8 protein-coding genes are annotated in these 13125 nt (G+C 40.5%); 5 read left to right on the top strand and 3 right to left on the bottom strand.

Annotated features, from left to right (window positions below; genetic code table 11):
• Positions 1-15: 15 nt before the first annotated feature.
• Positions 16-1635, bottom strand: a complete 1620-nt coding sequence (gene pyrG / locus EGN73_RS12080; protein WP_219290023.1) for a CTP synthase — start codon at positions 1633-1635, stop codon at positions 16-18.
• A 244-nt stretch (positions 1636-1879) separates the two neighbouring features.
• Between pyrG and EGN73_RS12075 the strand changes: the two genes are divergently transcribed.
• From EGN73_RS12075 to EGN73_RS12065, 3 genes are read left to right on the top strand one after another with little or no spacing between them, the layout of a single operon-like run.
• A complete protein-coding gene (locus EGN73_RS12075; protein WP_246611561.1) occupies positions 1880-2371 on the top strand; it encodes a hypothetical protein in 492 nt (163 codons plus the stop codon).
• Positions 2368-3783: a CCA tRNA nucleotidyltransferase gene (locus tag EGN73_RS12070; protein WP_219290020.1), complete on the top strand. Its 1416-nt coding sequence runs from the start codon at positions 2368-2370 to the stop codon at positions 3781-3783. Before EGN73_RS12075 ends, EGN73_RS12070 begins: the two co-directional genes overlap by 4 nt.
• Positions 3784-3791: 8 nt before the next feature.
• Complete coding sequence (locus EGN73_RS12065) at positions 3792-4514, top strand: tetratricopeptide repeat protein (RefSeq protein ID WP_219290017.1); 723 nt, start codon at positions 3792-3794, stop codon at positions 4512-4514.
• Between the two features lie 127 nt (positions 4515-4641).
• Here the strand turns inward: EGN73_RS12065 and EGN73_RS12060 are convergent, their stop codons facing one another.
• A complete protein-coding gene (locus EGN73_RS12060; protein ID WP_219290014.1) occupies positions 4642-5091 on the bottom strand; it encodes a GNAT family N-acetyltransferase in 450 nt (149 codons plus the stop codon).
• 68 nt (positions 5092-5159) lie between these two features.
• A complete protein-coding gene (locus EGN73_RS12055) occupies positions 5160-5399 on the bottom strand; it encodes a hypothetical protein (protein WP_219290011.1) in 240 nt (79 codons plus the stop codon).
• 371 nt (positions 5400-5770) lie between these two features.
• Here EGN73_RS12055 and EGN73_RS12050 point away from each other — a divergent pair, with 371 nt between their 5' ends.
• Positions 5771-10816 (top strand): translocation/assembly module TamB domain-containing protein, encoded by a 5046-nt coding sequence (locus EGN73_RS12050; RefSeq protein ID WP_219290008.1) that lies wholly within the window; start codon positions 5771-5773, stop codon positions 10814-10816.
• Complete coding sequence (tamL, locus tag EGN73_RS12045; protein WP_219290006.1) at positions 10813-13101, top strand: translocation and assembly module lipoprotein TamL; 2289 nt, start codon at positions 10813-10815, stop codon at positions 13099-13101. Before EGN73_RS12050 ends, tamL begins: the two co-directional genes overlap by 4 nt.
• Positions 13102-13125: the final 24 nt, after the last annotated feature.

Raw genomic sequence — 13125 nt, 5'->3', positions numbered from 1 at the left:
CTGAGTCTTTTATAGTTATTTAATTTTCTTATTATCAATGGTTGCCGTAATGAATTTCACGAATAAAGGGTGAGGATTCAGTACGGTACTTTTGTATTCGGGATGGAATTGGGTACCTACAAACCATGGATGGTTTTTGATTTCCACAATTTCAACCAATTTGGTTTCAGGATTGACCCCTGCGGCTACCATTCCGGCATCCTGCATTTCTTTCAGGTATTTATTATTGAACTCATACCTGTGTCTGTGTCTTTCCTGTATTTTCAATTTCCCATAAGCTTGGGCTGATTTACTACCTTTTTTGAGATCGCAAGGATATGAACCCAACCTCATAGTACCCCCCATTTGTTCCAGATTTTTCTGTTCTTCCATCAATGCAATGATAGGAAAAGGAGTATCTGGATCCATTTCTGTGCTGTTTGCTCTTGGATGGCCAAGTACATTTCTGGCAAACTCAATCACCGCAACCTGCATACCCAAGCATATTCCAAAGAAGGGAATGTTGTTTTCGCGTGCAAATTTAACGGTTTCTATTTTTCCTTCAAGCCCTCTTTCACCAAAACCTGGTGCTACTACAATTCCATCTAAGCCTTCAAGCTTTTTGGTGACAGAATCTGGCAATAGTTCTTCAGAAGATATCAGTCTAAGGTTAACTTTGCATTCACAGGCTGCACCAGCATGGACAAAAGCTTCAATGATTGATTTGTATGAATCAGGCAGGGACACATATTTCCCGATCAAGCCGATCATTACTTCTTGTGTTGGGTTTTTGAACCTTCCCAGGAAGTCCTTCCATTGTTCCAGATCTGTATTTGTTTTGGAAGAAAGCTTCAATTTGCTCATGACCCTCTCGTCCAGTTTTTCTTTTTTCATCAACAAAGGCACATCATAGATGGTCTCTGCATCCATGGCTTCTATTACACAGTTGAGCTGTACGTTGCAGAAAAGTGCCAATTTCTTTTTAACCTCTGTCGGAAGATGGCGTTCGGTCCGGCATACCAAAATATCAGGCTGAATACCTGCTTCAAGCAATTGCTTGACAGAGTGCTGTGTAGGCTTCGTTTTCAGTTCCTTAGCAGCAGCTAAGTAAGGTATCAGCGTAAGGTGAATGACGAGGAAGTTATTGGAACCAATGTCCCATTTGGCTTGTCTTACGGCTTCTATAAAGGGTAGGGACTCTATGTCTCCTACGCAACCGCCGATTTCGGTAATGACTACGTCAAATTTCCCATCTTCACCCAATTTGAAAAAATTTCTTTTGATCTCATCTGTAATGTGCGGAATCACCTGAACGGTTTTCCCAAGATACTCTCCCTTTCTTTCTTTGGTAATGACATTGTTGTATATCCTTCCCGTAGTGACATTATTGTTTTGGGAAGTAGGAGTATTGAGAAATCTTTCATAATGTCCCAGATCAAGGTCGGTTTCTGCTCCGTCTTCAGTGACATAGCATTCCCCGTGCTCGTAAGGATTGAGAGTTCCTGGATCTATATTGAGATAAGGGTCAAACTTTTGGATGGTGACACTAAATCCCCTGGATTGAAGCAGTTTTGCCAGTGAGGCAGCAATGATTCCTTTTCCAAGTGAGGAGGTCACGCCTCCGGTAATAAAGATGTATTTGGTGGATGAGGCCATAAGAATGGTGCGGGCTTTTTATAGTTTATTTGGATTCTTATGGGATCCAAAGGTAGGTGAAATATTTGACTTGAGGGCCCAAAACTGTATTGAAATTTTGAAACTGTGAGTTAATGTGGTCAGCAATAGAGTTTAAAATCAGTTAGATTTGCCTTTCTGGCAAGTTGGATTATGTAGTTCAAAAGAAATTATCAGGCAGATTTTTTGATAAAAATTACCTCCCTGTCAATAATACCAAGTATTTTTGACGAAAAATTATATCGTGGAAATCAAAGAAATCACCCGAATCATCAAGCAAAAAGGGAGCGTAAAAGTCAAAGAAGGGCACGGTAAAGTATTGGAGCTGAGTAGTATGGAAGCATGGTCATCTTCCCGATATGGATCAGAAGGCATCTTTTTGATTTTTGATGTATTCCAATTGAGGAGTATTTCCGAACAGTTTTCCGAGGTTTCATTAGATGTTGTTGAGTTTGCCACTAAGCCAACCATTTATCATTCTATCAAAGGCCGCTTTTTGCAGAAGGGCCCCAGTCAAGATGGTAAGATCAGGTTTTCTTTGATCAAAAAGGATTTCTGGAACAAGTTGTTGTTTGCTTATGGACAAGTGCTTATCCTGAATGAATGTGAGGATGGGGAATTTGATTTCGAGACCAAGGACTTTTTCCCTCTATTGAGTGCGGGAACCAAGGAAATGTTTCTAAGTCCTGAGGGTGAAATCAAAATATTGAAAGGATGAATTTTAAAGAAGAACTGGACAAGCTTGATATTTTCGAAAGGGTTGGAAAGGTTGCCGATGAACTGGGGTTGGAAACCTATGTTGTAGGAGGGTATGTCCGGGATCTTATCCTGAAGCGTCCGTCAAAGGATATTGATTTTGTCTGTGTTGGAAGTGGTATTGTGCTTGCAAAAAAAGTTGCTGAGAGTTTTGATCATCATGTCCCACTTAATGTTTTCAAAAATTTTGGAACAGCAAATATCCGACTGGATGATTGGGAAATCGAATTTGTAGGCGCCCGAAAAGAATCTTACCGACATGATTCAAGAAAGCCCATTGTAGAAGATGGGACATTGCAGGAAGATCAGGAAAGGAGGGATTTTACCATCAATGCCATGGCCATTTCTGTGAATTCTTCCAATTACGGCGAACTGATAGATCCTTTTGATGGGCTTAAGGATATCAAGAGAAAGCTCATAAAAACACCAACAGATCCTGTTCTGACCTTTTCGGATGATCCTTTAAGGATGATGCGCGCCATCAGGTTTGCCAGTCAGCTCAATTTTGACATTGACCCGGATACTTTTGATGCGATCATACATGATGCTCATAGGCTGCAGATCGTATCCGGGGAACGTATCATCGATGAATTAAACAAAATCATTGCAGTAGAAAAGCCGTCCTATGGATTTAAGCTCCTGTTTGTGAGCAAGCTGCTTCACCAGTTTTTTCCTGAAATGGTTGAATTGCAGGGAGTAGATTCTGTTGGAGATAAGTCACACAAGGATAATTTCTATCATACCTTGCAAGTATTGGACAATATCTGCCAGCATACAGATGATCTATGGCTCAGGTGGTCAGCTATCATGCACGACATAGCCAAGCCAGCCACCAAGCGTTTTCACCCTAAAGTAGGGTGGACCTTTCATGGACATGAAGACAAAGGCGCCAGGATGGTACCCGGTATTTTCAGAAGGCTGAAGCTTCCTATGGATGAAAGGATGAAATATGTTCAAAAGCTCGTGCGATTGCACCTGCGTCCTATAGCTTTGGTGTCCGATAAAGTGACGGATTCTGCTGTGAGGCGCTTGCTATTCGATGCGGGAGATGATATTGATGACCTGATGACTTTGTGTAGGGCCGACATTACCTCCAAAAACAACAACAAAGTACAGCGGTACCTGGCCAATTTTGACAAAGTCGAACAGAAGATCGTAGAAGTAGAAGAAAAAGATCAGGTGCGGAATTTCCAACCACCTGTATCAGGTGAGGAGATCATGTCAATATTTGAGCTCCAACCCTCTAAAATTGTGGGAGAACTCAAAGAAGAAATAAAAGAAGCCATCTTGGAAGGACAAATTAAGAACAATAAAGATGAAGCTTTGGACTTATTGTATAAATTAGCCGCCCGAAAAGGATTACAAAAGAAATAACCTTAACCATGAAAAATAAGATTACCTTGATTCTAGGCCTGACCATGTTGATGGCTTTTACCGCAATTGCCCAGGAAAATCCTGCACCGGCCAATACCCAGGAAAGTGAAACATTGAGAAAAAGAAATGAAGTAGACCAGAGAATTTACCAAGCTGCCCTTAGATACAATGATTTCGCCGTAGCAAGGGTCAAGCTTTTTGAATTGATGGAAAGAAACCCTACCAATACCCGATATCCGGAATTGTTGGCTACTCTTTACTTTGATGCAGGTCAGTATACCTCTGCGGCTGTATCTGCACTTGATCTTTTAGAAGTTAATGACAAAAGTGTTGCAGGAGTGGAAATAGCAGCCTACTCATTGGAACAATTGGGAGCAATGGACAGGGCTTTGCCCCAGTTTGAAAGACATTATCTATTGACAGGAAATCTCTTTAGTCTGTACAAAACCGCATATATGCAATATTCACTTGAAAAGCATGAAGAAGCACTAAATTCCGTCAACATGCTGATCAAAAACAATAAGTCAACTGAAGAGAAAGTGGGATTTCCTAAAGCGGACAATGAAACACAAGAGGTCAACCTCAAAGCTGCCGGTCTGAACTTGAAGGCGATGGTTCACTTGGCTCTAAAAAACAAGACAGAAGCGCTTGAAGCTATCAATCAGGCATTGGAACTACAGCCTGATTTTGAATTGGCCAATGAAACAAAGGCTGAAGTGAACAAGCTTTGAAATCAGTAAAATCTGAAATCAAGTTATAAGATTGGCTAGTTGCCACAGTTTAGATAAAGTAAAGTAAAAGCCCGACTGTGTATCTCAGTCGGGCTTTTTGATTCTAGAGTCGTTTTAAAATAGATGGTCAGGGATTAAGAAAAAACCGCATCTTTTGTTTTCCGGTGCTACCTAGGCCAACATAGAACTTTATGGCCCGTGCATTGAATTCAGGAGTTTGCCACTGTATGTTTTTACAATTGTTTTCACGGGCTACCTCTCTGATTTTGTCCATAATGGCCGCGCCAATTCCCAATCCCCTGCAGGATTCGTCAAGGTACAGGCAATCCATGTACAGAAAAGGAGCTGCATCCCAGGTAGAAAAGTCAAAGGTAAAGGTGGTAAATCCTTGGGCTTTTCCATCAATGTCCACAATCCAGCAATTTAGTCTTTTGATATCCCCGAAAATGGCTTCCCTTAACCTCTCCATTTTTCCTTCAGGATCATAATCACTTTTTTCATAGGCTGCATGTGCTGCACAAAGTTCAATCAATTCCGGTAGGTCTTTTTCCTCACAAGGTCTAATGGTATAATTCATGGTTTTTGTTAAAGTGTTTTGTTTGTTAATGGCAATGAACCGATAGTTCAGTACGCTAAATTTAAGGCTTATATATTTTCTACAAACCTATAATTAGGGAAAATAAAAAAATAAACCATAATACTTGTGACCACCAAAGCAAATAAAAAGCTGATCAACATGACTCTTTTGATACTTAGAATTTCCTTACTAGCCCCATTTCTTTCTGCAATTTCTTTCTTCGCTCCTGGAATAAAACCTTGTACCAATCCGAGTACAGCCAGGAAATAAATCGTCAAAAGAATAAGGAGGCTTGTAAAAATCTGCATGTTTTATTCGTTACTCTACAAAAGTAGCCTTATGCTTCAATTAAAAAAGCCAAACAGAAAATTTAACTCCGGCATAATACTGGGTTTGGTTTATCTTAACATTCAAGGCCTTAGGTTTTTGGAATTAAACCATGTTCTATTAAACCTTTGCCGATCATCAAAACAATCTCAAAAAACCCCACAGATTCTTCAACCAAATCAAGGTAATAATAGTTGTTACTTAGATGAATGTAGGATCTGCGCGTATTATAGCTGAATTTCCGTGTGTTTGTGAAATATCATGAACTTGTTATGTCTACTTCGTCAAGACATTTTATTGGCCTAGAGAAGTTATAGTTTATATTTGAGGTTTATTTCGGGTTTTAAACATCTTGATTATTAAAAAATACATCATCAAATTTTTCAAAATACTGGGCATCACTTTGGCAGTTATTCTGTTTTTGGTGGTTGCTTTGATACTTTTTATAAGAAGCCCATGGGGTCAGGATATAATCGTTCAAAAAGCGACCACTTATGTAAGCGATCAGACCAAAACTAGGGTAGATATCGAAAGGCTTTTTATTACTTTCAGCGGTAATCTATATCTGGAGGGATTGTTTCTTGAAGACCAAAAGGGTGACACACTATTGTATTCCAAAAACCTAGAAACTGGTGTTTCAATTTTGCCTTTGATAAGAACAGGTGAAATAAAGGTTTCAAAACTTTACTGGGAAGGTTTGAGGGCTAATGTCAACAGGGATTCAGTTTCAGGACAATACAATTTTGATTTCTTTATAGAAGCTTTTGTTGAGGAATCCGAAGAAAGTATGGGAGATGCAGCTTCTGTGTCGTCAGAGGAGCCCTCAGATTTTCCGAAATTGACCGTCGGTCCTGTGGACCTTAAGGATTTTAGGATCAGTTATTTTGATGGAGAGCTCGGTATAGACCTGAATGCTTACTGGGAGGAAATCAAAATCAGACTGGATGAGGTGGATCTGAATAAAATGAACTTTGGTATTTCTGAGGCTGCTATATTGAATTCCAGGATAAATTACCTTCAGTTCAGATCCTTTCCTCCCTCGGAGCCCAGCGAATCATCTGAGCTTCCGCCTCCATTGTTGTCATTAGGTAAGTTTAGTATTAAAAATGCTGATTGGAAGTATGAGTCAGTTCCTGATGGAATAGATGCGGAGTTGATTTTGGGAGACTTTTGGATAGAACTCCCAGAAGCAGATCTGGAAAGTCAAAAAATCATGGTAAAGTCCTTAGGATTACATGAATCCGACATCAGGTTGAAAATGACCGAGATAGAAAGGAGTGAAGCTGAGGCGATAGAAGATTTGGAAGGCAATGAGGGGTTTGAATGGCCTGAGTGGATTGTGGAAGTAGGCAACATTGATATAGAGAATAACTCACTCGGATATCAACTCGGTGACGCTGAACCTACTGTAGGGCTTTTCAATCCGGACAATATTCTTCTAAACAATTTCAATTTTCAGGCCCATAGCCTTCATTTAAGGGATGAAAAGGCTGGATTGGTCTTGGATGAGTTTACTTTCGAAGAGCAAAGTGGCTTTGGTCTAGAGACCTTTGCTTTTGATTTCAAAATCAATGATAAACAATTAAATATTGAAGATTTTAAAGTAAAAAGCAATTCATCTTCAATAGAAGCTTCACTCGCTCTGGAGTACAGTTCATTGGAACGTTTGATAGAGCATCCGGACCGAAGTAAATTCCGATTTGAGCTCATCACCTTAAATACCGACGCATCTGAGGCATTGTTTTTTGCACCTGAACTGGAAAAGGAAGGATACTTTAGGGAGTTGATGAAAAATGGCATAGTCGCCAATGGAAGTCTATCGGGAGACTTAAGTAGTCTGGATATTCCACGATTAAGAATGGCATATGGACCCACCACATCACTTCAGATCGATGGATTGAGCTTACGTAATTATTTGGACACAGAGAAATTAAGATTTGATTTGGGTCAACTGGTTTTTGAGTCTGATGAAAAGTCCTTGAATCCATTTTTGGAGGATCTCGAGTTGGATTATGATATACCGAAAACTCTAGTGCTCAGAGGGAATGCTCGTGGTAGTCTAGAAGAACTTGAGACTGATATCGAATTAAAAACCTCAGACGGAAATGTAATGCTTCAGGCTGAGTTTTTGGATCAGCAACCTTATAAGCTTCATTCAAGCCTTGAGCTAGATGAATTGGATTTGGGTAAAATTCTAAAAATGCCAGACCTTAAACCCATCTCGCTCAAAATGACAGCAGAGGGAGAAGGTAATGGATTATATGACCTTAGAGGGAAGTTAAAAACAGACGTTGATCAGTTGCAATGGGGGGATTATGACCTGTCTTCCTTGATCTTTACTGTTGAAGCCAAAGATACCATGGCAGATCTTGTATTTGCCATAGAAAAGGATATCCTGGATATCAAGCTAGAGGCTTTGGCCAGATTGGATACTGTCAATCCGGAGCTGATTTTTTCTTTAGATTTGAAGCATTTGGAAACCCAAGCCATGAGACTGACTGCTCAGGACATCACTACCAGAATGAAACTGGAAGGTGAAGTATCAGGAAGCTTGGATGACATCAAAGCAAAATTGCGTCTCGAGGAAGCATTTATGTATTATGAGAGGCAAGCCTATCCAATTGGGGAGATTGCTTTAGAAGCCAGGCTTTCTGACGCTATTACTACTATGAGCATAAAGTCTGATTTTTTGAAGGGCCAGGCAGAAGTGAATGGTTCGGCTGAGGCATTGACCGAATCTATGCAGACCTATTTATCTGAACTGGTATCCGGGGAAGTGGATACATTGGCAGACCGAAGCATAAAAGCAAAGGGTGAATTTCAATTTAGCCCTACACCTTTTATAGATCAATTGTTGGTGTCAGGTATTGAGGAGTTGGATACAGTAAGTATTACCTTCGATTTTGATGCGGAAAGGGCAATATTAAATGCTCAGGTTTACCTTCCCCTTTTGGAATATACAGATGTCAAAGTCAGGTCTTTTGAACTGGACTTGGATGGAGATGCCAACAGTCTTTCCTTATCTGCAGGATTTAGGGAATTAATTTTTGGTCCTATTGATATGGGGGAAACAAGTCTCACGGGAACTTTTCAGGAAAATGACGTAAGGTTGGACTTTTTATCGCTTTACAATGAAGAGCCGATCATTGACCTCAAGTCAGTATTGAAGTTTGAAGGGGATACTCTTATTTATCACATCAATCCGGAAGGCTTGATTTTCAATTCCCGGTCTTGGCAAATGCCTGAAAACAACGCTGTCTACTACGCTGAAAATTACCTGAGTTTTGAGGATTTTGCTTTTACAAGAAATAATCAGGAACTCCGTCTGAGCAATGAAGTATTGGATACCGAGGATGAGCAAATTGGTGTTCTTTTTAAGGATTTTAACCTCAGTACTTTTACCAGCTTCCTCAATCCCGATGATCCATTGGTAAAAGGAATTGCTAATGGTGAGTTTGTGGCAGTAAATCCTTGGGATGCGATTGGTGTACTGGCGGATTTCAGGGTAAATGACCTGGAAGTTATGGAAATTCCTTTGGGTACTTTGACTATTGATGCCGAAGCCAGGACGCTTCAGGAATATGATTTTAGTCTTGCTCTGAAAGAAGGAATGATAGACTTGGATCTGGACGGTGTGATTGAAGCCAATCAAGAAAGTTCACTTTTGGATTTGGAGCTCAAGCTCAATGAGCTAAAAATGGCCATGATAGATAAGTTTGCCGGAGATGAAATCCGTAATACAGAAGGTTACATCAGTGGTAATGTACGGGTGACAGGTAGTTTTCAGGAACCTGTTTACGAAGGAACACTTGATTTCAATGAGGTATCATTGGTAGTGAGTCAGCTGAATAATAAATTTTCAGTCAGTGAGGATCAGTTACGCGTTGACAATAGTGGTCTATACTTTGAGGATTTTGATATCAGGGATGAGTCAGGTCAGGAGTTCAACATCGACGGAAAGATTGATACTGAAGATTTTTCGCAGATTGGCTTAGATCTTAAGATCCGGTCTGAGAACTTTCAGGTGCTTAACTCTACCCGTGAAGACAATGACCTCTTTTTTGGTAGGGCAAATATCAATCTGGATATGGATGTAAAGGGAACCACAGAGCTACCTGAATTAGATGTCAGATTGAGGATCAATAGGGGTACCAATTTCACTTTTATCGTTCCTGAGAGCCAACTCGAATTGGTAGAAAGAACCGGTGTAGTCATTTTTGTCAACCATGCAGACCCTTATGATGTAATGAACCAAAGGGAAAATGAGATAAGTACCCAGGGAATTCAGGGCTTTGATGTGAAGGCTAATCTTCAGATAGATCCTGAAGCAGTTTTCAATGTGGTAGTAGATGAAAGAACCGGTGACAATCTCCGTCTTCAAGGGGAAGCAGACCTGAATATGTTGATGAATCCCAATGGGAATATTTCTTTATCAGGAAGGTATGAGGTACGAAGCGGGCATTATGAACTTAACCTTTACAATCTGGTAAGTAGAAGGTTTGAGCTTGCCGAAGGCAGTTCAATTCTCTGGAATGGAGATCCATTGGATGCCAGTCTCAATCTTAGGGCGATTTACAATGTCAGGACATCAGCGGCAGAACTTATGCAGGCCCAGCTGAGTGGCTCCGGGCCGGATACCAGAAGCCAATTTAGGCAGGTACTCCGTTTTCAGGTTTTTCTTAAGGTAGACGGTGATTTGATGCAGCCTCAGATCAGTTTTGAATTGGACATGCAGGAGCAGGATAGAGGGGCCTTTGGAGGGGCTGTATATTCTACTGTACAGCAGCTTAATGAAAACGAAGATGAAGTGACCAAGCAAGTGTTTGCATTATTGGTGCTCAACCAGTTTTTCCCGACTATGGGCAATGATGGCTCTACTGGAGGTTCAGTAAACCTTGCCCGTTCCAGTGTCTCTCAAGTGTTGTCATCGCAGCTCAATGCCTTGTCTGATCGTTTATTTGGTGAATCCGGATTCAGCCTGGATATGGATCTGGATTCATTTACAGATTATCAGAATGGAGGACCGGAAGATAGGACACAATTGAATGTCGCAGCCAGACAGAGGTTGTTTGATGATAGATTGGTAATTTCTGTAGGAGGTCAAATGGATGTAGAGGGCGGTTCCAGAGAAAGTGTCAATCAAGGTGATGCACTCTTCGGTGATGTCAGTTTGGAATATCTGCTTGATACCAGGGGACAATGGAGGGCCAAAGCGTACAGAAGAAACCAATTTGAGTCGGTTATTGATGGACAGCTCATAGTTACCGGATTGTCCTTTATTTTCAATAGGGAATTTAATGCATTTAAAGAGCTATGGCGAAAAAGGGAGATCGATGAAGCCATAGAAGAAAATGAGCTGGAATTGATAGATGATTTTGAAGAAACAGAAAATCCATGAGCTGTAAAATTTTTATACTGATTTCTATCGTTTTCCTGACAGCCTCATGTGGGGTAAAAAGATTTATTCCTGAAGGAGAGAAATTGTATACGGGAGCAGACTTGGATCTATCGGCAGATTTACCGAGAAGAGAAGTCAATGAGCTGGAAAATGAGCTGGAGCGCTTGCTGAGACCTCGGCCTAACAGCAGGGTGCTTGGTGTAAGGTTTGGACTGTGGGCTTATTACAAGGGGAGCAAGGAAAACCCAGGTTTTATCAACAGGTTTTTAAAGAACAGGTTTGGTGAAAGTCCTGTTTACCTATCTGATGTGCAACCCGAAAGGACATTGGATATTTTGGGGAATAGGATGGAGAATAAAGGTTATTTTTTCTATGATACTGATTATGAAATAAAGGAAAAAGAAAAGTTCGCTTCTCTTAAATACGATATTGAGTTTACAGAAGCCTATAAACTTGAGAGTTATACTCTATTGGGTGATACTTTGGGAGTGATCAAAGACATTCAAAATGATATTGAAGAAACGGAATTGAAAAAGGGTACCCGTTTTGACTTAGATAAGCTGAAGGAAGAAAGAGAACGGATTGACAGGGCACTAAAAGCGAAGGGCTATTATAATTTCAATGCTGATCTGGTCATTTTTGAATCTGATACCAATCAGTATGATGACAGGAGATTTGACCTTTATTTGAGGATTAAGAATGAAGCTCCTGAAAAATCCCTTCATCCATACACCATTCAACAAATCCGCGTATACCCTAACTATTCCGTGACAGCTGATAGGGACAATATGGACACAGTCAGGGTGGGTGGAATAAAAGTATTGCAAGATGAGATGGTTTTTAGGCCTGATTTGCTGGAAAACTATATTCTATTTGCACCAGGACAGAAATTTAACCCACAGACTTCCAGGCTTACCTCCAACAGGTTGTCAAGTATAGGGAATTTCAGGTATGTGAATATTTCTTTTCAGGAGGGAGATGAAAGAGAGGAGGATGGTACATATCCTTTGGATGCTAGAATTCTCTTGTCTCCATTGGATAAAAGAGGAGTGAGGGCCGAAATTCAGGGAGTAACTAAATCAAATGCTTTTGTAGGCCCGGCTTTGATTTTAAATTACCAAAACCGAAACCTTTTCAAAGGAGGTGAGACCTTTAACCTGACCGGTAAAATAGGATATGAACAGCAGATTGCAGCTGGACAGAGGGAGGCTTTGAGATCAATTGAATTGGGTTTAACAGGTTCTTTGGTTTTTCCACGTGTAATTTTTCCTGTACCTATTATGAACAGGTTCAATTATTCAATACCCAAAACCAGAATTTCACTTGGCTATGAATACCAAAACAGAACAGATCTTTATCAGCTTAATTCCTATAAAGCTTCATTTGGGTACTTTTGGAATGTCAACCGCTATCAATACCACGAATTCAATCCTATCAGCTTAAGCATAGTTGACCTTGCCAACACCACTCCAGCTTTTGAAGAAATCTTGAATTCCAATCCCTTTTTAAGAAGGAGTTTTGAGCAGCAGTTTATCGCAGGGATGAATTACACTTGGAACTACAATCAGCTGGTAGATTCAGAAAGGAAAAATGCCATTTTAGTGTCATCCACGATTGATCTTGCAGGTAACTTATTAAAAGGACTGAATCAGCTTGTTGGTTCTGAAAATCCGGATTTTATATTTGGGCTTGACTATGCACAATTTTTAAAGGGGGAAGTTGATCTGGTGTATTATCATAGATTTACCAAAGAGCATAACTTGGTTGGAAGGGTGTTTGGAGGACTAGGAGTTCCTTTGGGTAATTCGGTCTCTTTGCCTTTCGTAAAGCAGTTTTTCTCAGGTGGGCCCAGGAGTGTTCGTTCCTTTAGAATTAGGGCCTTGGGACCGGGTACTTTTGTACCACAAAGCATAGGCGCTGGAGGTTTCTTTGATCAAGCAGGAGACATACGTCTTGAGGGTAATTTGGAATACAGGTTTCCATTTAATAGGTTCTTGAAAGGTGCCTTTTTCGTGGATGCTGGCAACGTGTGGTTATTCAATGAAAATGACGCACTTCCAGGGGGGAAATTCAGCAGTGCTTGGGTAGAAGAACTTGGGGTCGGTGCTGGATTTGGTCTCAGGGTGGATGTTCAGTTTTTTGTATTAAGGTTTGACCTTGCCGTTCCTGTGAGAAGGCCTTGGCTGGATGCTGATGAAAGGTGGCAACAACGATTTGATTTTGGTAGCGGAGACTGGAGACGGGAAAATATGGTTTTGAATTTTGCTATAGGATATCCATTCTAATTTTCAATACTGAGGATATCCGCA

It is taken from the genome of Arthrospiribacter ruber (genome assembly GCF_019343195.1).
Taxonomy (GTDB): Bacteria; Bacteroidota; Bacteroidia; order Cytophagales; family Cyclobacteriaceae; genus Arthrospiribacter; species Arthrospiribacter ruber.
The sequence above is the reverse complement of the archived record's forward strand: the minus strand, read 5'-3'. Positions and strand labels throughout refer to the sequence as shown.